At 30.6% G+C, this 21678-nt stretch carries 28 protein-coding genes; 24 read left to right on the top strand and 4 right to left on the bottom strand.

Going from position 1 to position 21678, the window contains the following annotated elements; all coding sequences use genetic code 11:
- Positions 1–5: 5 nt before the first annotated feature.
- Positions 6–1097, bottom strand: coding sequence for a M14 family metallopeptidase (locus Q1A46_RS11885; protein ID WP_299678652.1), 1092 nt, complete (start codon positions 1095–1097; stop codon positions 6–8).
- Positions 1098–1290: 193 nt separating this feature from the next.
- Positions 1291–2040, bottom strand: coding sequence for a LuxR C-terminal-related transcriptional regulator (locus Q1A46_RS11880; RefSeq protein ID WP_299678649.1), 750 nt, complete (start codon positions 2038–2040; stop codon positions 1291–1293).
- A 269-nt stretch (positions 2041–2309) separates the two neighbouring features.
- Here Q1A46_RS11880 and Q1A46_RS11875 point away from each other — a divergent pair, with 269 nt between their 5' ends.
- The 18 genes from Q1A46_RS11875 (at position 2310) to Q1A46_RS11790 (ending at position 11982) form a co-directional block, all read left to right on the top strand.
- A complete protein-coding gene (locus Q1A46_RS11875; RefSeq protein ID WP_299678646.1) occupies positions 2310–3911 on the top strand; it encodes a vitamin K epoxide reductase family protein in 1602 nt (533 codons plus the stop codon).
- A 280-nt stretch (positions 3912–4191) separates the two neighbouring features.
- Positions 4192–6378 carry a peptidase domain-containing ABC transporter gene (locus tag Q1A46_RS11870; RefSeq protein WP_299678643.1) on the top strand — a complete coding sequence of 729 codons (2187 nt, stop codon included), beginning with the start codon at positions 4192–4194 and terminating at the stop codon, positions 6376–6378.
- Positions 6379–6467: 89 nt separating this feature from the next.
- The gene (locus Q1A46_RS11865; RefSeq protein ID WP_299678640.1) at positions 6468–6647 is read left to right on the top strand and encodes a hypothetical protein; all 180 of its coding nucleotides are present in this window, start codon (positions 6468–6470) and stop codon (positions 6645–6647) included.
- 97 nt (positions 6648–6744) lie between these two features.
- A complete protein-coding gene (locus Q1A46_RS11860; RefSeq protein ID WP_299678637.1) occupies positions 6745–6966 on the top strand; it encodes a hypothetical protein in 222 nt (73 codons plus the stop codon).
- Positions 6967–6990: 24 nt separating this feature from the next.
- Complete coding sequence (locus tag Q1A46_RS11855; protein WP_299678634.1) at positions 6991–7197, top strand: hypothetical protein; 207 nt, start codon at positions 6991–6993, stop codon at positions 7195–7197.
- Between the two features lie 24 nt (positions 7198–7221).
- Positions 7222–7452, top strand: coding sequence for a hypothetical protein (locus tag Q1A46_RS11850; RefSeq protein ID WP_299678631.1), 231 nt, complete (start codon positions 7222–7224; stop codon positions 7450–7452).
- Positions 7453–7470: 18 nt separating this feature from the next.
- Positions 7471–7665 carry a hypothetical protein gene (locus Q1A46_RS11845; protein WP_299678628.1) on the top strand — a complete coding sequence of 65 codons (195 nt, stop codon included), beginning with the start codon at positions 7471–7473 and terminating at the stop codon, positions 7663–7665.
- Between the two features lie 11 nt (positions 7666–7676).
- On the top strand, positions 7677–7889 hold the full coding sequence (locus tag Q1A46_RS11840; protein WP_299678625.1) for a hypothetical protein: 213 nt from the start codon (positions 7677–7679) through the stop codon (positions 7887–7889).
- 10 nt (positions 7890–7899) lie between these two features.
- Positions 7900–8118, top strand: coding sequence for a hypothetical protein (locus Q1A46_RS11835; protein ID WP_299678622.1), 219 nt, complete (start codon positions 7900–7902; stop codon positions 8116–8118).
- A gap of 18 nt (positions 8119–8136) precedes the next feature.
- Positions 8137–8370 carry a hypothetical protein gene (locus tag Q1A46_RS11830; protein ID WP_299678619.1) on the top strand — a complete coding sequence of 78 codons (234 nt, stop codon included), beginning with the start codon at positions 8137–8139 and terminating at the stop codon, positions 8368–8370.
- A gap of 46 nt (positions 8371–8416) precedes the next feature.
- Positions 8417–9706 carry an HlyD family secretion protein gene (locus Q1A46_RS11825; RefSeq protein ID WP_299678616.1) on the top strand — a complete coding sequence of 430 codons (1290 nt, stop codon included), beginning with the start codon at positions 8417–8419 and terminating at the stop codon, positions 9704–9706.
- A gap of 642 nt (positions 9707–10348) precedes the next feature.
- The gene (locus Q1A46_RS11820) at positions 10349–10543 is read left to right on the top strand and encodes a hypothetical protein (RefSeq protein ID WP_299678613.1); all 195 of its coding nucleotides are present in this window, start codon (positions 10349–10351) and stop codon (positions 10541–10543) included.
- 30 nt (positions 10544–10573) lie between these two features.
- Positions 10574–10753 (top strand): hypothetical protein, encoded by a 180-nt coding sequence (locus Q1A46_RS11815; RefSeq protein ID WP_299678610.1) that lies wholly within the window; start codon positions 10574–10576, stop codon positions 10751–10753.
- Between the two features lie 2 nt (positions 10754–10755).
- Complete coding sequence (locus Q1A46_RS11810; protein WP_299678607.1) at positions 10756–10938, top strand: hypothetical protein; 183 nt, start codon at positions 10756–10758, stop codon at positions 10936–10938.
- 108 nt (positions 10939–11046) lie between these two features.
- Positions 11047–11238 carry a hypothetical protein gene (locus Q1A46_RS11805; RefSeq protein ID WP_299678604.1) on the top strand — a complete coding sequence of 64 codons (192 nt, stop codon included), beginning with the start codon at positions 11047–11049 and terminating at the stop codon, positions 11236–11238.
- Positions 11239–11326: 88 nt separating this feature from the next.
- Positions 11327–11524 carry a hypothetical protein gene (locus Q1A46_RS11800; protein WP_299678601.1) on the top strand — a complete coding sequence of 66 codons (198 nt, stop codon included), beginning with the start codon at positions 11327–11329 and terminating at the stop codon, positions 11522–11524.
- Between the two features lie 20 nt (positions 11525–11544).
- Positions 11545–11751, top strand: a complete 207-nt coding sequence (locus Q1A46_RS11795) for a hypothetical protein (protein ID WP_299678598.1) — start codon at positions 11545–11547, stop codon at positions 11749–11751.
- Between the two features lie 12 nt (positions 11752–11763).
- Complete coding sequence (locus Q1A46_RS11790; RefSeq protein ID WP_299678595.1) at positions 11764–11982, top strand: hypothetical protein; 219 nt, start codon at positions 11764–11766, stop codon at positions 11980–11982.
- Positions 11983–12130: 148 nt separating this feature from the next.
- Here Q1A46_RS11790 and Q1A46_RS11785 read toward each other — a convergent pair whose 3' ends face one another.
- Both Q1A46_RS11785 and Q1A46_RS11780 read right to left on the bottom strand, forming a co-directional pair.
- Positions 12131–15967, bottom strand: coding sequence for a M48 family metallopeptidase (locus Q1A46_RS11785; RefSeq protein ID WP_299678592.1), 3837 nt, complete (start codon positions 15965–15967; stop codon positions 12131–12133).
- 88 nt (positions 15968–16055) lie between these two features.
- Complete coding sequence (locus Q1A46_RS11780; protein ID WP_299678589.1) at positions 16056–16646, bottom strand: riboflavin synthase; 591 nt, start codon at positions 16644–16646, stop codon at positions 16056–16058.
- A gap of 57 nt (positions 16647–16703) precedes the next feature.
- Between Q1A46_RS11780 and pdxA the strand changes: the two genes are divergently transcribed.
- The 6 genes from pdxA (at position 16704) to accC (ending at position 21557) form a co-directional block, all read left to right on the top strand.
- Complete coding sequence (pdxA, locus tag Q1A46_RS11775; RefSeq protein ID WP_299678586.1) at positions 16704–17738, top strand: 4-hydroxythreonine-4-phosphate dehydrogenase PdxA; 1035 nt, start codon at positions 16704–16706, stop codon at positions 17736–17738.
- Between the two features lie 63 nt (positions 17739–17801).
- Positions 17802–18344 (top strand): DUF177 domain-containing protein, encoded by a 543-nt coding sequence (locus Q1A46_RS11770; RefSeq protein WP_299678583.1) that lies wholly within the window; start codon positions 17802–17804, stop codon positions 18342–18344.
- 1 nt (position 18345) lies between these two features.
- On the top strand, positions 18346–18540 hold the full coding sequence (gene rpmF, locus Q1A46_RS11765) for a 50S ribosomal protein L32 (protein ID WP_095069128.1): 195 nt from the start codon (positions 18346–18348) through the stop codon (positions 18538–18540).
- Positions 18541–18676: 136 nt separating this feature from the next.
- A complete protein-coding gene (locus Q1A46_RS11760) occupies positions 18677–19672 on the top strand; it encodes a beta-ketoacyl-ACP synthase III (RefSeq protein ID WP_299678580.1) in 996 nt (331 codons plus the stop codon).
- Positions 19673–19697: 25 nt separating this feature from the next.
- Positions 19698–20171: an acetyl-CoA carboxylase biotin carboxyl carrier protein gene (gene accB / locus Q1A46_RS11755; RefSeq protein WP_299678577.1), complete on the top strand. Its 474-nt coding sequence runs from the start codon at positions 19698–19700 to the stop codon at positions 20169–20171.
- Positions 20172–20219: 48 nt separating this feature from the next.
- On the top strand, positions 20220–21557 hold the full coding sequence (gene accC, locus Q1A46_RS11750) for an acetyl-CoA carboxylase biotin carboxylase subunit (RefSeq protein ID WP_299678574.1): 1338 nt from the start codon (positions 20220–20222) through the stop codon (positions 21555–21557).
- Positions 21558–21678 lie beyond the last annotated feature (121 nt).

Genomic DNA, 21678 nt, shown 5'->3' with positions numbered 1-21678 from the left:
TTTTATCAATATTGATTTAAAACTCTCATCATTTCTTCTGCAGTGATTCTACCAATTAATTTTATTCGATCTCGTGGAGTTTCGTCGCCAATTTCATAAGTAATTCCAACTGCATTGTGTCCATACAAAAACCAACCTTTAGATACTGGTTTTTTACTATTCCCAGGTTTTTCATTCACTTTATAATTCGGAATTTCTTTTTCTAAAGCTTTAAACCAATCTTTTATAAAATCAGGAAATGAAGTACCTTCTCTTATCTTGTTTGTATAAAACACATCTTCATAAGTAGAATGAAAATCTAAACCTAAAACAATTTTACCTTTATATTTCTTACTTTCCTTACTAATATATTTTACTATTTGTTTAATTTCAGATTGTCGATATTGAGACCAATCTCTGTTTGTATCCACTCCATTAGCATTGTGTCTCCAATGACCTAAATCTACTCCATCCGGATTTACAATAGGAAAAGTGAGTATTCTATATTTAGAGAAAAAAACTTCAGATAATTTGTTTTCTTTTAAAACTGTTTTCAAGAATTCTTGATAAGCAAAAAAACCTGTTACTTCTGGAGGATGCTGACGAGTTAATAAAACAACAATTGGCTTATGTTCTTTAGATTCTTTATAGATATCTAAAACAGGAATATTTCTACCTAACTTAGTTTTACCAACACTTTTTAAGTGTACATAAGGTTTTAAATGAACTAAATTACCACACCAATTTTCAGTATCCTTAACTGTTACCACTTCTTGTGCAGAAACCCAAGTTGTATCTTTTGAGAGATTCAACTTCACCATAAACAAAGAGTCTTTCTTATAAATTAAACTTGAATCTATAGATTTCCAATGTTCCGTTCTTGCTTTTATTTTAGGAATGTATCGGTGCTTGTATCCTTGAGGATATTTAAATTTTAAATATATTTCTTCTGACTGATCACTCCATAACTTAAAAGAGTAATATGCACTATTATTAATCGGAGTGTTTTCTGGCTGAATAAAAACTGTATAAACAGAATCATTTTCTTGGAAGAAATCAGATAACCTAGCTCCATTAAATTTATTTGAAGCATATACACCTTTCTCTGTTGAAAACACCTTTTTGTTTTGATAAATTATCTTTTTTGAAGTCGTATCAACAATGTTTTCAAAAGGAACTTTTTGGACAGAGACACATCCAAATAATAAAAAAAGAGAAAAAGAAAAAATTGAATGATTTAACCGGAACTTCACTAAAAGCATAGACTACATATTTTAATGAATTAAATATAATTCTTTCTAAATAGATTTTTTACCCAATCTTTTTTATAAGTTCAGACACCTTATTAACTCCTACTTTCTTGTAAATGTTTTTCACATGTGTATGAACAGTATGCAAAGAAATCGAAAGTTGATTTGCTATTTCTTTTCTAGATAATCCTTCAATTAATAAATCAACAATTGTACTTTCAGTTTTTGTTAACTTTTCTTTCTTATACGTTATTTTTTCTTCAAACAAAGTAATTTGTTTCTCCCCTTCATTTAAACGCACCACGCCTTTAACACCATTAACATCTTGACTAGTTTCATAACATAACCCTGTTGAAAGAATTGGTTGTTCATTATCATCAAACTTAGTGTAAGAACTAAATTCAACCATTTGAATAGTTTTACCAGAACTTTTATGCTTCATTTTATAATAAATCTCAAAAACTATTTTACTCCTTTCTTTAAAACTTAAATCTTTCGAAAAATCATTCATTTTTGGAAATAAAGTAGTCGTTAATAATTTAAAATCTTCGTCAGCCATAATAAGCGGTAGAATATGCATTCCTTTTTCATAAAACTCCGCTGATGTATACCCTGTAAAACTAAAACAAGCATCATTTACATATTCATATTTCATTGTGTTTAAATTCAACACATAAAAAATAGAATTTGCATTTATTCCAATATTCCCTAAAACTTTAAACTGCACTAAAAAAGATTGTAATTCATCTGTTTTAATACTTGTATCGTTATGCAGCTCTTGCATATGCTTTTTTAAAATCCCCTTTCCCATCTTAATATATAAGTATTAACAAATTTAAAAATGTTGAATGATTTTCAATAACATTCCTATAGTTTTTTGAAAATCAACAATTTTTTAACCATTTAACTATATAATCACACCTAAAAACAGCTAATCCTTGAAACAAAAAAATGTTAAATTTTGAACAAAAAATATCTATTTTAAAAAAAATTGTAACTTTAGAGTCATCAATCAATAAAATTTAAAATAAGTATTTCTTTTTTGAAGTACTGTTGCCTCCTATGAAAAATGCATTATCATTGATAGTACAAAAGTTACTATCATACAACGGAATTGTATATGACAAGAAAGAATTAGCTTTTCAAATTCAAAGCCATCCTTCTTACCCTAGTTTACATGCTATAACAGGTGTTCTAGACCATTTTAATATTGAAAATATTGCTGCTGAAATTCCAACAGATACTCAGACTTTACAACAATTACCAGACAGTTTTATTGCTCAAATTTCTACAGATAAAGGAAACGACTTAGTTACTGTAAAAAAAGACAACAAAAAATCTGGTTATTCAGTAATTAGTGGAGAAGATAATAAAGAAAAGAAATTAACTGAAGGTGAATTTTTAACTCAATTTACAGGAATTATTGTTGCAGTTGAAAAGACTGATGATATAACTACAACTAAAGAAGAAAGTGGTGTTAAAAACATTGTTTTATTAGGTTTAGTTGCCGCTTCGATTTTATTTTTATTAATAAATAAAGACAATAGTGTTGTTAATTATGCATATAGCATACTAGCGGTATTTGGTATAATTACAAGTTATAGTATTTTAAAACAAGAATTAGGAGAAAGCACAGCGATTGGTAATGCTTTCTGTTCTGGAACAGATGAAAAAAAGGATTGTGATGCTGTTTTAAATTCAAAAGGAGCTGAAATAATTAAAAACCACAAATTAAGCGACTTAAGTATTGTTTATTTTTCTAGTGTTTTACTGGCTTCTTTTTTGCTTGGTAATTTAAACACACTTTATCTTATAAGTTTAGCTTCGTTACCTATTACAATTTACTCAATATATTATCAATACAAAGTAGTTAAATCTTGGTGTTTATTATGTTTAACTATAGTTGGTGTTTTATGGGTACAAGCTGCTCTAATTTTTGTAAATGGAGATCCATCTTCAATTATATCAAACACAAGTTTAGCTGATATAGCAATTACGATTGTTTCTTTTCTTGGTGTGTATTTAGCTTGGAACTTTATTAAACCAATGGCTAAAGAATTAAGCACTTTACAAAAGGAAAAAATTGATTTTGTAAAGTTTAAAAGAAATTTCAATTTATTTAATAGTTTATTAGTAAAATCTCCAAGTTTAAACACTAATATTAACAACCCTAACGAAATTATTTTTGGAAATAAGAATGCTTCTTTAGAAATAGTAACTGTCACAAATCCATTTTGTGGACATTGTAAAGGAGTACATGAAATAGTTGATGAAATATTAAAGAAGTATAATGATTCTGCTAAAATTATTATTCGCTTTAATGTTCCTGTAGATGATACAGAAAGTGCTGGTGTAAAGGTTACAAGTACATTACTTGAACTTTATAATTCAGGAAAACTAGAAGATTGTAAAATTGCGTTAGATGAAATTTATGGTGGTACAGATCATGAAAAATGGTTGGAAAAATGGAATAAAGGTACTCAAACCACAAACCCTGCAGAAGTTTTAAAAGCAGAAAAGGATTGGTGTGTTGAAAACGGGATCAACTTTACTCCAGAAATTTTAATAAACGGTAAATCTTTCCCTAAAGAATACAACAGAACTGACTTGATCTTTTTTATAGAAGATTTAGAGGAACACTTTCAGGCTACATCGAACCTTCAAGTAGAGAATCAAAATTAGGCAAAGCCGCAAAAGCGACTTTACCTTTCGAACAATATTCTCTCGCGAAGAATAGACACACTAGGTGAGTGTCTTAAAATGTTCGCCGCAAATGTAATCTTAAAATTTAAATTATTGTAAAAAAAGTAACAAATTAGTGCAAAAACATTATTATTTAAAATCATTTTAAGTGTTTTCACTCAATTAATTATACTTTAAATTTTCAGAATTGCAATGTAAATCACACTATATTTTAATGAAAACTATGTGTGAGTTTTTAACCAAATGAATTAGAATATACTTGAAAAAATTTCCACATTATAAGCAAACTGAGGCTAAAGATTGCGGGCCTACTTGTATAAAAATCATTGCCAAACACTATGGCAAAACAATTAACACACAACAACTTAGAGAACTTAGTGAAACTACCAGAGAAGGAAGTAGTTTATTAGGTCTTAGCGAAGCTGTTGAGTCGATGGGTTTTAAATCTTTAGGAATCAAATTAGCTTTTGAAAAACTAAAAGAGGCACCTTTACCTTGTATTATTCACTGGAACAAAAACCATTATGTTGTTCTTTATAAAATAAAAAAAGACAACGTATATATTTCTGATCCAGCTCATGGTTTAATCACTTTGACTAAAAAAGAGTTCATTAAACATTGGATTGGCAATAATGCTGATGAAAATACAGAAGACGGTATTGCTTTATTAGTTGAACCCACTGCTGCATTTTATTCACAAGAATTTGAAGAAGATGAAAAATTCGGTTTTTCATTTATTTTTAAATACTTAATTAGATACAAAAGTTTTGTAGTCCAATTAATTATTGGATTACTAGCAGGAAGTTTACTTCAACTTATTTTACCATTTTTAACTCAAAGTGTAGTTGATGTCGGTATCGAAAATCAAGATTTGAATTTCGTTTACCTTATTCTTTTTGCTCAATTATTCCTTTTCTTTGGTAAAGCTTCTCTGGAAATTATTAGGAGTTGGATTTTATTACATTTAAGCACACGAATAAACATTTCATTAATATCAGATTTCTTTATCAAATTAATGAAACTCCCTATATCTTATTTTGACGTAAGAATGACTGGGGATTTATTACAAAGGATAAATGACCATAAAAGGATAGAACGTATTTTAACAACCTCTTCTCTATCTGTACTATTTTCTTTCATCAACTTAATTATATTCAGTTTTGTTTTAGGTTTTTACAGTTTACAAATTTTCGGAGTTTTTGTATTAGGTAGTGTACTATATTTTGCTTGGGTACTATTCTTTTTCAAAAAGAGAAAAGAATTAGATTATAAAAGATTCTCAGAAGTAAGTCAAGAACAGAGTAAAGTAATTGAACTTATTAATGGAATGCAAGAAATTAAACTTCACAACGCAGAAAGAAGAATGCGTTGGAATTGGGAATATGTTCAAGCTCGTTTATTTAAAGTTGCCACTAAAAGTTTAGCTTTAGAACAAACTCAAAGCGTTGGTTCTAATTTCATTAATGAATTAAAGAACATGTTAATTACTATTCTTTCAGCAAAACTTGTTATTGATGGCGATATTACTTTAGGTATGATGATGGCCATAAGTTATATTGTTGGTCAATTGAACGGACCTATCATGCAGCTTATTAACTTTATGAGAGACGTTCAAGATGCTCAAATATCGTTAGATCGTTTAGGTGAAATTCACAACATGGAAGATGAAGAAAAACCAGGAGACGAAAAAGTAACTAATATTCCTATTAATCATCCTATAAAACTTAAAAATGTTTCTTTTAGATATACTGGAGGATTAGAACCTGTAATTAAAGATTTAAGCTTAGAAATACCTGCAAATAAAACCACAGCTATTGTTGGAGTTAGTGGAAGTGGAAAAACTACATTAATGAAACTTTTACTTGGTTTTTATCAAATAGAACAAGGAGAAATTATAGTTGGTAATTTCAACTTGAAAAACATATCTCAAAAGGAATGGAGAAGAAACTGTGGAGTTGTAATGCAAGAAGGTTATGTTTTTAACGATAGTATTGCTAAAAACATTGCTGTTGGAGAAGATTTTGTAGATAAAGAAAAATTAAGTCACGCTATTAACGTAGCTAATATATCAGATTACATTGAAGCTCTACCTCTTGGATATAACACCAAAATTGGTAGTGAAGGAAACGGACTAAGTACAGGTCAAAAACAAAGATTATTAATTGCTCGATCTGTTTATAAAGATCCTAAATTTTTATTCTTTGATGAAGCTACATCTGCTTTAGATGCAAATAATGAAAAAGTTATCATGGAAAATCTGAATAACTTCTTTGCTGATAAAACAGCAGTTGTTATTGCTCACCGTTTAAGTACGGTTAAAAATGCGCATCAGATTGTTGTACTCGATAAAGGAAAAATCGTAGAGCAAGGAAATCATGAAGAACTTATTAAATTAAAAGGTAGTTACTACCATTTGGTTAAAAACCAACTTGAATTAGGTAGTTAAATTAAATATCTCTCGCAAAGAATAGACACAAACCTTGAGTGTCTTTAAATGATCAAGGATTTAATAATTTTTTAAATCAAATAATTAATATGAAAAAATCAATTTTCAACATTGGAAAAGCATTAGACAAAGACACACAAAAGAAAATCAACGGAGGTTTTGGAAACAACTGTCCAACAATAGATTTTTTATGTGACGACAATACTGGTGCTGGTTGTTGTGAATATGTTTTTTTAGATAATGCTTGTATTTTAGTTTGTCCTGAATAACATAGTCTTAATCATATTTTTTTCGCGAAGAATAGACATAAACCTTGAATGTCTTTAATTGATCAAGGATTTAATTAACATTTAAATCATATGAGTTATGAAGAAATCAATCTTGAAACTAGGTAAAGTTTTAAACAAAACTCAACAAAAAACAGTTGCAGGTGGCGGCAGTGTATTCACTGGACCATGCTTTGAATGGTGTGCTGATCCTGACTTACAAGAAATGTATTACAAACCTCTTTTCTGCTATTGTAGAAATGGTGGTGGTGGAAATCCTCCAGGTAACCCAGGTGGTGGTGGACCACAAGATCCAGTATAGTATTCAATCCTTAATTTATAAATAATGAAAAAATCAATTTTAAATCTAGGAAAAGCTTTAAATAAAGCTGAACAAAAAACTATTCATGGAGGTAGCGAATTATGCCAAGCAATTGGTGATAATGGACCACAATGTTATTCAGATAACATTCCTGGTTGTGCTTCATGTTATGAATTTAGACTTTTAACAGGACCTACTTGTGCTCTTGTAGATGCTAAATGCCAAATTTAAAAGTCTGTATTTTCAAATAAGAATATGAAAAAATCAATCTTAAATCTAGGTAAAGTTCTCAATAAAAAAGAACAGAGAAATATAACAGGAAGTAATACAGAACAACCTGCATGTAATTGCAATTACAGTACTGGACGTTGGAACAATCCTATTTGTGGTACTGAAGATTGTAGAGAACGTGAAGCTGAAGGTCCTGGACCTTTACCTCCAGATCCTTTAATATGTTATTTATTTCCAAATACACCTGGATGTTAATTTTTTAAATAAAAAAACATGAAAAAATCAATCTTAAATATAGGAAAAGCTCTTAAAAAAGAAGAGCAGAGAAATATAAACGGAGGTATTTTTGGATCTACTTGTTCTGGATTTGAAAAATACCCTGTTGGTTCATGTAGCCAGTGTGTAAATAGAATTATACCTAATGGTCCTACATTTTGTTTTAATAACTGTTGCGTTCAAGCTTTTTAATCATAACAATTATGAAAAAATCAATTTTAAATCTAGGAAAAGCTTTAAACAGAGCTGAACAAAGAAATGTTAAAGGTGGAGATTTTTATTTTACACCAGAAACAAATCCAGCTTGTATTATAGCAATATCATTTGATGGTACTACATGTTTATGTAAATATTGGATACCTGATGGAAATGGTAAATGTGAATTAGACTTAAGTCAAGTAAATAGTGATCAATAAAATAATAATTATGAAAAAATCAATCTTAAATTTAGGAAAAGCTTTAAATAAAGCTGATCAAAAAAACATCAATGGAGGATTCGGTAGTTGTAGCGATTATGTTGGTCCTTTTTGTTATGCAGATAGTATTCCTGGTTGCGCTTCATGTGCTGAATACAACGCATTACCAAGAAAACACAAAGGCTGTGCTTTAACTCATGCTGAATGTGAAATTCCTGTATACCTATAACCTTCTAAAATTCAAATCATGAAAAAATCAATTTTAAATATTGGTAAAGCTTTAAATAAAGCTGAACAAAAAAACATTAATGGAGGATTTGGAGAACTTTTTATTGGAAGTTCTTGTTATACAACTCAAAGTAGATGTAACTCTGCAATGGCAGCAGCTATTTCTAATGGAGCAAACCCTTCATGCACAAGATGTGAACCATGTACTACATTTTTCGGTACATCTGGTTTCCAAGTAAGAATTTACTGTTAATACTAATTATAGTGAGGGAGCAATCCCTCACTTCTTATAATAATAAATGCCACAGAATAGTCAAGACATAGAGATTAGAAGCGAAGAAGTTCAAGAAATACTTAGCAAAGTACCAAGTTGGATGATTAGGTATGGTAATATGTTAATATTATTATTAATAATCATGTTACTTTTCATTTCTTGGTTTGTAAAATACCCAGATGTTATTAAAACTCAGGTTATGGTGACCACAGCTACACCTCCGGAGAAAATTTTTGCAAGAGCATCTGGACAATTTGAAGTTTTATTAGCCAATGAAGGTACAGAAGTTAAGCAAAATGAAATTTTAGCTGTTATTAAAAATAGTGCTTCTTATAAAGATGTGTTATTTTTAAAAAGCATCGTAGATACGATTGAGTTTCATAACGAACAATTTAGCTTCCCACTAGATGATATTCCTCCATTAGTATTGGGAGATATTAACTCTAGTTTTTCTCAATTTGAAAATGATTATCAGGCCTACAAACTAAATAAAGATTTAGCTCCTTTTAAATCGCAAGTAATGGCAAGTCAAATGTCAGTAATTGAAGCCAGGAGAAGGCTTCAAAATATGCTTTATCAAAAAGAGTTAAGTAAAAGAGAATTAGACTTTAAAAGCACAGATCTAAAGAGAAGCAAACAAATGTTCGAAAAAGGTGTAATTTCCGCTAAAGACATGGAACAACGAGAAGTTGAATTCATTCAGGCACAAAGAAGTTATGCAAACATGGAGGCTTCTATTTTACAAATCAGAGAGTTGATAAATAGCTCATCTCAAAATGTAGATGATACTAGTATTAAAAAAACTCAGAACGACAGAGGTCTTCAAAAAAGAGCTAAACAATCTTTTTTACTTCTTAGAAAAGCTATTAGTGACTGGGAAAACAACTATGCTTTAACTACTTCTATGAGTGGTAAAGTTTCATTTCTTTCTTTTTGGAGTAGAAATCAAACAGTAAAAACTGGGGATTTAATTTTTACAATTATACCGAATAACGCTCAAGATTTTCTAGGAAAAATTAAAGCTCCTATTGCAAATTCCGGTAAAATAAAGATCGGACAAAAAGTGCATATTAAACTATTAAATTATCCTTCGGATGAGTTTGGTAAACTTGAAGGTAAAGTAAGAAGTATTTCTTCTGTTCCAGATCAAGAAGGTAATTATTTAATAGATGTAGACTTACCCAACAAACTAACAACTTCTTATGAGAAGCAGTTAGAATTTAGACAAGAAATGCAGGGTAATGCTGATATAATTACCGAAGACCTAAGATTAATAGAAAGATTCTTCTATCAACTTAAAAACGTCTTAAAATAAAATAATCTCTCGCAAAGAATAGACATAAACCTTGATGTCTTTAAATGAACAAGGATTTAATTAACCTTAAATCTATTTCGATTATGAAAAAATCGATTTTAAATTTTGGTACTCCTATCACCAAAACTCAACAAAAAGAAATTCAAGGCGGCATGAATACAATCCCTTGTGTTTGCCGTAATAAACCTACACTACTTGTTAGTTGTTTTATAGTTTGTGATGATGGTTTTTACCCAATTATAGCAGTCGGGTAACTAAACACTATATCATGAAAAAACTAATAAACATAGATTCTACAAGAATTCTAAACAAACATGAATTAAAATCTATCAATGGAGGCACAACTTGTTTTGAATGTTATGACAATTGCGTGGCTACTTCAAAAGATAGAATGGAACTTGGAATATGTTTTGACGGTTGTCAATTATTTTGTTCTTAAACACCTCTAGGTAAGTTTAAAAGAATAAATAATCATATTCTTATTAAAAGTGTAAACTAATTTCCAGTTTAACATTTATGTTATTATAGTTAACTATATAGTTCAGCTACTACTCCTATTATCTGAAAAAAACAGAGTACAAGAGAACAAAATCAAAAACTTGATTTAAATCTCTTTTTAATTAACCTTTAATACAAATATTTATGAAGAAATCGATTTTGAACTTCGGTAAACCTCTAAGTAAAACAGAACAGAAAAGTATTTCTGGAGGATTCTCATGCCCTACTTACCCAGCAAGTCAATGTTTAGCTTGTGGTGGTGGTCCATTACCAAATGGATGTTGTATTGGAACTGTATTTACACATCAATGTTTAAGAGGAGAAATTGCTATCCCTTAATATGCAACTAATCTTTTAAAACTAAATATCATGAAAAAATCAGTTAAAAACTTAGGGAAGTCTTTAAGCAAAGATCAGCAAAAAGAAATAAATGGTGGATTTAGCAGAATCAGATACTGCAAAAACCCTGGAGGTTATTGTGATGCTTTACATGTTTGTGAACCATTAGGTAATGGACAAGGAGTTTGTATAAGCATCTATATTATATAACCATGAAGAAATCTATCTTAACATTAGGTAAAACTTTAAATAAAGTTGAACAAAAAGAGATTAATGGCGGCTTAGTAGGATTAAGGTGTTATAGATCTGAAGATTGCAGAGGTCCTTTTGACTGCTGTAGTTTCGGAGCATGCATAAATACTACACACGCTATTTTTGACCCTTATTGTTCTTAAGAAAACGTAAATCGTTGCCTTTTGAACATTTTTTTTCGCGAAGAACAGACACAAACCTTGAGTGTCTTTAAATGTTCAAGGATTTAATCAAATTTAAACCTTTCAATTATGAAAAAATCAATTTTGAATGTTGGGAAAGCTTTGAGTAAAGCTGATCAAACAGAAATCATTGGTGGTGTTTTAATCAAAAAAATTAAAACATGTGCTGAAGTATGCCCTACATCAACTTCAAGCATTAAATGTGGACCACCACACTGTCCTGGTGTATGCGATGGCAGAGGAGGTTGGGTTCTTTATTAAAAATACACAAAGTTAGATTCATACAGAAGAACTTGAACTTGCATTAAGTTCTTCTGTTCTAAAATAAAATAAGAAAACTTGAAAAATTATGAAAAGATCAATCTTAAAATTAGGTAAAACTTTAAACAAAACGCAACAGCTAGAAATTAACGGAGGAAGAATGTCTCAAGACTGTCAGATTTATGATCCTGCTACAGGATGGCAAAAAGGGTGGTCTGTAGAAGATGCTCAATGGTTATACCATAATGAATCTTCAGTTACTGGATATTGCTGTGCAAGTTGTTAAACAAATTAAACATTAAAATTATGAAAAATTCAATCTTAAAATTAGGTGCGACTCTAAACAAAATTCAACAAAAAGAAATCCATGGTGGATATATACCAACACCATATCAATTTTGCTGTACAAGAACTCAAGGTTTTTGGTTAAGTAATTATCATTTCTTGGGGAACGATCCAATGTATAATTGCGGACAGTATGGATCTTGTAGTAGTGGTGATTTCCCTTTTTAATAAAATATAATTATGAAAAAAACAATATTAAACTTAGGAAAAAAACTTGATAAAAACACTCAAAAAAATATTAATGGTGGCCAATATTCATATTGCCCTCCTTCTCCAACTTGTTACGGTGTTTTTGATGTACCATTAGGTTCGAATTGCGGAACATGTGATCAATACCATGCTTTACCATTTGAATGTAAAATGCGTGTTAAAGTAAGTGTTTATTGTTTCGGAATTTAAACAAAAAAGTGAATTAAACTTTGAACCTTCTATCCGAATGTAAGAATTAATTATTCCAATTTACATTCATTTATATAAGCAGAAAGACTACCAAAAAGGTAGTCTTTCTTATTTTTACAATTCTAATGTTTTTAAATATTATAATAAATTAAAGTCCTAAATAAGGTTTTTCAGATATAAACAACCCTCCTTTAATCACTTTTTTCCAGTTAGTTGGAATATTTCCTTTTTGAATAATACTAGATAAAACATAAACTTGAGCTTTCCACTGAGTTGTTAAGTTTTGAATACGATTATCTACTCCAGAAAAATCTCTTTGCTTTATTAAAGAGATTAATTTATTAACATCTTTCGCTTCCATATCTAATGGTTGAAAAATAGGTAATAAGTCTGTGTAATCTTTATTATCTAAAACATGTAATCCTAAAACAGGCCAAACAGAATTATAATTAAGCTGGTTAATATCTAAATTTCGAATTAGTTTATCTCTTAAATCCTTCTTTACTCCTTTTGATGCAGCTATAAAATAATTCACATAGCTCATACGCTCTCCATATTTTTTTACCAATTTATAAGCCTCATCAATCTTACCATTATTTATGAGATAAAAGATATAATCTGGATTATTTTCGCCATTTTCAATTTTACCTAATTCTAGATTTTGATAATATTTTACTTGTTCATTTTTTATTATAGTTCTGTATCGTTTTTTTCCTTTTAAATTCAAGATTCTTTTTATTCTTTCAACATCTAAAGCTATCATTGATCTTATGGTTGGATTACCTTTGGCAGCAACTCTGTAAGCCTCATATGCTTCTTCTAGATTATTTTTTTGTGTATAAATATATCCAGAAGCATATGCCAGCCAATTGTGTTGATTCCATTTTTTATACCCTTCTAAAAACTTACTATCTTTCAATTTCTCATCCTTGATACATCGAATTGATAAATAATATAAATCTGGGTTATCTGGTTCTTCTCGAGCAAGTTCTACATGTTTATTACAAATATCTTTGTGAGCTGTAGAGTCAGATAAATCTTGTAACGCTCTTAAACTAATAAATTCCTTTGGATTCCTGTTGAGTCTTGAATTTAAAACCGCTAAACCTTCTTTTGTTCCTCTTAAAGAGTATAACCAATTTACAATTTGTTTACTATCATCATCATCCCACTTTACATGAGTTTCAATCATTTCTGAAATCTGATCTTCATCTTTCAAAATTGACAACAATTCTTGCGGATCTTGCTCACTGTACGCCAACAACACATCTTTTCTCTCTACACTTACTCCTGAAGGCATAGAAATTTCTTGAGGTGGTTCTACTAATATATAATCTGCCTTTATAGGAAATATTTTATTTTCATTTAATAATTCTGTCTCACTTTTTGGACTTGTAAAAGCTCCAACACCATAAAAAACAGGATATTTCATCATCACAGCAGCATTAGCTACGTTGTACATATAAGCAGAATGCTCATTCATTGAAAAATTAAGACTATCAATAATTTGTCCTTCAGAATTTTTAGCTTTGATAATGTATTTTGTTCCATAATTGATTAGTAATTCTTCGTTATAATTAGGTTCAATCTCGAAAAATTCACTTCCAACGGTTACACTTACTGTAGTCTGTAATCCATTATAAATATATAAAGGTAATTTTTGCGAACGATTTCCAAAGAAAATTGCCGCAAACACAATACCTCCTGATATTCCAAACTTTGCTATGGAAGGTATAATTCCATCTCCAGTTACAAAACGATCCCAAATACCTAATTTTGTTTGTAGTTTCCTCTCCTTTCCCGGAATTAATGTATCGTAACGATCTGGAAAACCTTTAATTACCGCTGTAGTTTTTTCAGTAAGTTTTTCTGCGTAAGCTTGTTTTATATATTTCTCAGTCTCTAATAGTAATTCTAAAGATTCATTTCTCAATTTATTCAAAGCTGCTAAAGCAACAGAAGCCCATCCGTCTACAACCTGTACCCACTCATTAATATTCTCTTTACTAGGAGGCGGCAACTTAAACTCTTCAAACAAACTATTATAATGATCAATATTCATATTTTTCAATAGCGTGTTATTCAATGTAAAAGTTTCGGCATGTTTATATATTCTTCTTAGCGTTATGTGATAAGTATCACCTATAGATAAAATACTAACCAATTCGTCGTCTGAAACATTTCCATCAGCTAAAGCAATACCCATTACATTATTATACTTGCGCATCACATCTTTTAAGTTTGCCATAGTATGTTCACTATAATGCACAAGCTTGATCAATCTTTCATGATAATCTGCCCAACTTTGATCTACTTCTTTAGCTAACTTCTGAAAAGTAGATCTACATAAAACATCGTGTTCTTTTAGTTTCTCTCTGATTACAGCTACTTCTTCTTTTAACTCTTTTAATATTTCAGGAATATCTTTTCTCTTAACCTCGTTTCCTCTATGCCATATTTTTCTTTTCTCTAAAGTTAAAGATTCGTCTTTACTCACTTCTAAAGCAATAATTTCCTCTTCTAATTCTTGCAATTCCTGTATGTCATTACTTATATAATGTGGATATAATTTACTTACTGCAGTACTTAAATCAACATCTTTTATTTCCTTATTTAGCAAATCTTCATACGATTCAAAATTTTGAAATGGAAATCTATTTAAAAAATTAGAGTTGTACTCTGGTTCAAGAAACGTCCAATCGAAATATGATTTATTCTGATATTTAATTCCTTCCTCTTCAACCTCATCTATAGTTTCAACTTTAGCTGTACTAATCAAACGTTTTGTCATTTCCTCCCTATAAAACTTTGGATCAGAAAATAACTCCCAAGAAGATCTTTCATCGATCTCTTCAAAAATATAGTTCTTTTTTGCATTATTTTCTCTATCAATATCTGCAGGGTGAGTTGCCCACATCTTTGGCGGATTGTATTTTTTATTGGCAAAAATTCTATTTTCTTCTGGAAATTGATCTGGTACTTTAGGAGATTTCCCATAAGCAGGATCGTTCAATATAACAGCCATTCTTTCAATGTAATTACTTTGTAAAGTATACATATCTTTTATGGCTTTTTTTTCACCTAACAACTCACTCATACACTGAATTGCGTTTTCATGAGCTTCATCTGCCACCTGTAATTTGTATAACGCATGAATTAAAGCGTCACTTCCAGTTAAAGAAACAGCAACTAAATCTGCTTGAAATTCCATTTCACGAGACAAAGCCCTTTCAGCAACTACAACTACGCGAAAACATATTTCTATAAATGATCTTACAGACCAAACTAAGATTGATAATATCCAGCCTATCCAGGCAATACGAAGATCTATTCTCGACAAGCCTGCTAAAAAAGAATCAAAAGCATCTCTTTTACCAACAATACGTGCTGCAATTTGTTGTACTACATAAACATACCTTCCCAAAAGCATGGAACGTTGCGCAAAATGTCCAAATTCATGAGCTAAAACTGCTTTTAATTCTCCCAAACTTAAAACATTAGTAATCCCTAATCCTATTTCCAAATTCTTTTTTGAAGGAAAAATTAAATTAATTAAAGAAATATCATAAGATACACTTGCGTTAACTCTATCTGTTAGAAAAACTTTGTTTGGTTTTGGAGCTCCAGCTTCATCTGCTAATTGATATAAATAATCAAATAAAACAGGTTCTTCTTTTTCCGTTACGTATTTATGAATTGGATTATCTTCTCTTTTATTAAGAAAGAATAATGATTTTGCCATGAATAGTGACAGAAAGCCAAATCCAAAAGCCAAAAGATAATTGAAAAAATGACCATCAAAATTATGGGCATCCATTGCTAAATTGTAAGCCAATCGCCCAAACCATATCGTAAGACCTAAATACAAAACAATAAAGGCTAACAATCCTAGAACTGAAAGCCAAACATGCTTTTTAAACGATTGTGAAGGTTTGGTGTAGTCACTAGGAACCTCGGCAGAGATTCTCTTATATAAGCTTTTCATAGTTAATTATTTAAAGTCTAAATATAGAATAATTATCTAAAAAACTACTTTTACTTCAACGCTAAATATTTAAAAGCTATTTTAAATGTTAACTTCTAAACTCTTGAAGTCTTGCCACATACTTACCTATAACATCAAACTCTAAATTCACTTTTGTTCCAACTTCAAAATGTTTAAAAACTGTATGTTCTAAAGTATAAGGAATAATTGCTACGCTAAATTCATTTAATTTAGAGTTTACAACGGTTAAACTTACTCCATTTACAGTTATTGATCCTTTTTCTATTGTAACATTATTTAACTCTGAATTATATTCAAAAGTAAAAACAGTACTTCCACCTTCGTCTTTGATATCTTTACAAAAACCTGTTTGATCAACATGACCTTGAACAATATGACCATCTAAACGATCTCCTAACTTCATTGCTCTTTCTAAATTAACCTCATCTCCTACTTTTAAATCTCCTATATTACTTTTATCAATAGTCTCTTTAATAGCTGTAACAGTATATTCGTCATTATCAATTGCTACAACAGTTAAACAAACACCATTATGAGCAACACTTTGATCAATTTTTAATTCGTTAGTAATTTCACTCTTTAAAGAAATATGAATATTCTCTTGTTCTTTCTTAAGCTCAGTTACACTTGCAAGTGTTTCAATTATACCTGTAAACATTCCTTAAAATTTAGTTACTTTTGTTAACATCAAAAATACAACATAGGTATTCTAAATATGGAAAAAACGAATAAAATTATTGTCGGAATCTCAATAGGTGATATTAATGGTATAGGTGTAGAAGTAATTCTTAAAACATTTGAAGATAAAAGAATGTTAGAATTTTGTACTCCTGTTATTTTCGGCTCTAACAAAGTTATTTCATTCCATAAAAAAGCATTAAACTTAAATAACAGTATCCATGGCATTCAATCTTTAGATAAAATTGTACATGGAAAAATCAATCTACTAAATATTTGGAAAGAAGATGTAAAAGTAGAACTTGGTAAAATAACTCCCGAAGGAGGAAAATATGCATTAAAGTCTTTAAGCATGGCAATTAAAGCACTTAAAAACGATACTATTAATGTATTATTAACCGCTCCTATAAATAAAGAAAACATACAATCGAAGGAGTTTAATTTCCCTGGACACACAGAATTTTTAGAAAATGAATTAGAAGGTGAAAGCTTAATGATATTAATGTGTGAAGATTTAAGAATAGGTTTAATCACAGGTCATGTGCCTGTTTCTAAAGTTACAGAACTTATTACACCAGAATTGATAAAGAAAAAAGTAAACATAATGCATCAATCTTTAAAAAGAGATTTTAGCATTAATAAACCAAAAATTGCTATTTTAGGATTAAATCCTCATTGTGGAGATAAAGGTGTAATGGGTAAAGAAGACGACGATATTATACGTCCAACAATAACTGAGATTAAAAAAACTGGAAAAATGGTTTTCGGACCTTATGCTGCTGATGGTTTCTTTGGCTCTAAGACTTATCAGCAATTTGATGGAGTTTTAGCAATGTATCACGATCAAGGATTAGCTCCTTTCAAAGCCTTATCCTTTGGAAACGGTGTAAATTTCACTGCTGGACTTAACAGAATTAGAACTTCTCCAGACCATGGGACAGGTTTTGATATTGCAGGAAAAAACAAGGCAAACGTAGAATCTTTTAAAGAAGCTTTATTTAGTTCTTTAAAAATTTATAGAAACAGAAAAGAAAATATTGAATTAGAGTCGAATACATTAAAATCAAAATAGTTCTAATTCTTCTTTTTTAAAAAAATATTTTATTATATTTGCGCCCTCAAATTGATATTGTAAATGAAAGGTTTAAAAGAATATAGTATTCCTTTTGTAGGCTTAAAAGAAGGTAGCCACGAGTTTCAATACCAAATTGACAACACGTTCTTTAAAGAATTTCAGTATGAAGAATTCAACGAAACTAATGTTATAGTTGACGTTGAGTTCATAAAAAAGAGTACTTTATTTGAAGTTTTGTTCTCAATTAGTGGATCTGTAAACGTACCTTGTGATTTAACAAGTGAATTATTTGATCAACCAATTGAAGGAGATTATAAATTGATTGTTAAGTTCGGACAAGAATTTAACGATGAAAATGAAGAAATTTTAATCATTCCTCATGAAGAATATCAATTAAATATTGCTCAATATATTTATGAACTAATAATTCTTTCCGTTCCTAAGAAAAGAGTACATCCAGATGTAGTCAATGGAACAATGGAGTCTGAAACTTTAAAGAGACTTAAGGAATTAGAGATTAATAAAGAGAAACCGGTTGAAGATGAGTCAACCGACCCGAGATGGGATAAGTTAAAAGATTTACTAACAGGAAAAAACACATAAAATGGCACATCCTAAGAGAAAAATATCAAAAACTAGAAGAGATAAGAGAAGAACTCACTATAAAGCTACTATGCCTCAGATAGCTGTTGATCCTACTACTGGAGAAGCACATTTATATCACAGAGCTCACTGGCATGAAGGTAAATTATATTACCGTGGTCAAGTGGTAATCGATAGTACTGAAGCTGAAGCTTAATACATTATAACTTCTATAAAGATTTTATAGTTTAACATATTTAACGTCAAAAACGAAAGTTTTTGGCGTTTTTTTCGTTTTCAAGTGAAAAAAAAATCACTACTTTTGAAAACTAAATTTACTATAAGTAACAAACATGGCTAAAATAACTGCAGCAATTACAGCAGTAGGAAAATATGTTCCTGACTACATTCTAACCAACCAAGAGTTGGAAACTATGGTAGATACCAACGATGAGTGGATCACCTCAAGAACCGGAATTAAAGAAAGAAGAATATTAAAGAAAGAAGGCGAAGGTACTTCTTACTTAGCCATTAAAGCAGCTGAAGATTTAATAAGCAAGAATAATATTAATCCAGAAGAGATTGATTTAGTTATTGTAGCAACTGCAACACCTGATATGTTAGTTGCGTCGACAGCAGTATATACAGCTACTAAAATTGGAGCTGTAAATGCATTCGCTTACGATTTACAAGCAGCTTGTTCAAGCTTTTTATATGGTATGTCTACAGCTTCTAGTTATATAGAATCTGGTAGATATAAAAAAGTATTATTAATTGGAGCAGATAAAATGTCTTCTATTATAGACTATACAGATAGAGCAACATGTATCATTTTTGGTGATGGGGCTGGAGCTGCTTTATTTGAACCTAATGAAGAAGGTTTAGGATTCCAAGATGAATATTTAAGAAGTGATGGTATCGGAAGAGAATTCTTAAAGATTGACGCAGGAGGTTCTATTTTACCTACTTCTGAAGAAACAATTAAGAACAATCAACATTACGTGCATCAAGAAGGTAGAACTGTATTTAAGTTCGCAGTTTCTAACATGGCAGATGTATCGGAGAAAATATTAGAACGAAACAATTTAACTAAAGAAACTGTAAATTGGTTAGTTCCTCATCAAGCTAATAAAAGAATTATTGAAGCTACTGCCAACAGAATTGGTTTAGCTGAAGAAAAAGTAATGATGAACATAAGTAGGTATGGAAATACAACTTCTGCTACTTTACCATTATTACTTGCAGACTATGAAAAAGAACTTAAAAAAGGTGATAATTTAATTTTTGCTGCATTTGGTGGTGGTTTCACTTGGGGAGCTATCTACTTAAAATGGGCGTATAATAAATAGACACAATCAACTAAAATTATAGACAATGGACATTAAAGAAATTCAAAATCTTATTAAGTTCGTAGCAAAATCTGGCGCTAGCGAGGTAAAGCTAGAAATGGATGATGTAAAAATCACCATTAAGACTGGATCTGATGCACCAGAGACAAAAATTATTCAAGCTGCTGCACCTATCGCTGCTGCTCCTCAAGTAGTTGCGCAACCAGTTGCTGAAGCTGCTACCCCAGCTGCACCAGCTAAATCAGATGACGATTCTAAATACGTTACTATAAAATCTCCAATTATTGGTACTTTATACCGTAAGCCGTCTCCTGATAAGCCTGTTTTTGTAGAAGTTGGAGATGAAATTAAAACTGGAGATACTGTATGTATCATTGAGGCAATGAAACTTTTCAATGAGATTGAATCTGAAGTTTCAGGAAAAATCGTAAAAGTATTAGTAGATGATTCAACTCCTGTTGAATTTGATCAACCATTATTCTTAGTTGACCCATCTTAATTTATCGTATAGCTTAATCGATTGAGCTATTAATTAACTATTACAATTATGTTTAAAAAAATATTAATTGCCAATAGAGGTGAAATTGCACTTCGTGTAATTCGTACCTGTAAAGAAATGGGTATAAAAACAGTAGCTGTTTACTCTAAGGCTGATGCAGAAAGTTTACATGTAAGATTTGCTGATGAAGCAGTTTGTATTGGACCTGCGCCAAGTAACGAATCTTACTTAAAAATGGATAGAATTATTGCTGCTGCAGAAATTACAAATGCAGATGCAATTCACCCAGGTTATGGATTCCTTTCTGAAAATGCAAAGTTCTCTAAACTTTGTGAAGAGCACGAAATTAAATTTATCGGAGCTTCAGAAGAAATGATTTCTAAAATGGGAGATAAAGCTACAGCTAAAGCAACAATGATTGCTGCAGGTGTACCTTGTATTCCTGGTTCTGAAGGAATTTTAGATTCTTACGAAGAAGCAGAAAAAATCGCCGTTGATATGGGATTCCCTGTAATGTTAAAAGCTACCGCTGGTGGTGGTGGAAAAGGGATGCGTGCCGTGTGGAACAAGGAAGATTTAAAACCTGCTTGGGATTCTGCTCGTATGGAAGCAAAAGCTTCTTTCGGAAACGACGGAATGTACATGGAAAAATTAATTGAAGAACCAAGACATATTGAAATTCAAATTGTTGGTGATTCATTTGGTAAGGCTTGTCACTTATCTGAAAGAGATTGTTCTGTACAACGTCGTCACCAAAAATTAACTGAGGAAACTCCTTCTCCGTTCATGACAGATGAATTAAGAAATGCAATGGGAGAAGCTGCAGTAAAAGCTGCTGAATATATTAAGTACGAAGGAGCTGGTACTGTTGAATTCTTAGTAGACAAACACCGTAACTTCTACTTTATGGAGATGAATACTCGTATTCAAGTAGAGCATCCAATTACTGAAGAGGTTGTTGATTACGATTTAATTCGTGAGCAAATTTTAGTTGCTGCTGGAGTGCCTATTTCTGGTAAAAACTATACTCCACAGTTACACTCGATCGAATGTAGAATTAATGCAGAAGATCCTCACAAGAACTTTAGACCTTCTCCTGGAAAGATTACTTCTTACCATGAGCCAGGTGGTCACGGAGTTCGTATTGATACGCATGCATATGCTGGGTATACAATTCCACCAAACTACGATTCTATGATCGCTAAATTAATTGTAACTGCACAAACTCGTGAAGAAGCAATTAATAAAATGAAGCGTGCTTTAGATGAGTATATCATCGAAGGAATTAAAACTACAATTCCTTTCCACAGACAATTAATGGATCATCCAGATTACGTAGCTGGTAATTACACTACGAAATTCATGGAAGATTTCGAAATTAAATAAATTCAAAAAAGGCTGTCTTGTTAGACAGTCTTTTTTATTTATAGTGTCCCGTCCTGAAATAAGTTTACACAATTTAGACTTATTTTATGAATAACAATGAATCCAAGAAAAAGCGAACTCA

The organism is uncultured Tenacibaculum sp. (genome assembly GCF_947502995.1).
Taxonomy (GTDB): Bacteria; Bacteroidota; Bacteroidia; order Flavobacteriales; family Flavobacteriaceae; genus Polaribacter.
Note: the sequence above shows the minus strand (reverse complement) of the source record. Positions and strands in the feature narration are given on the sequence as shown.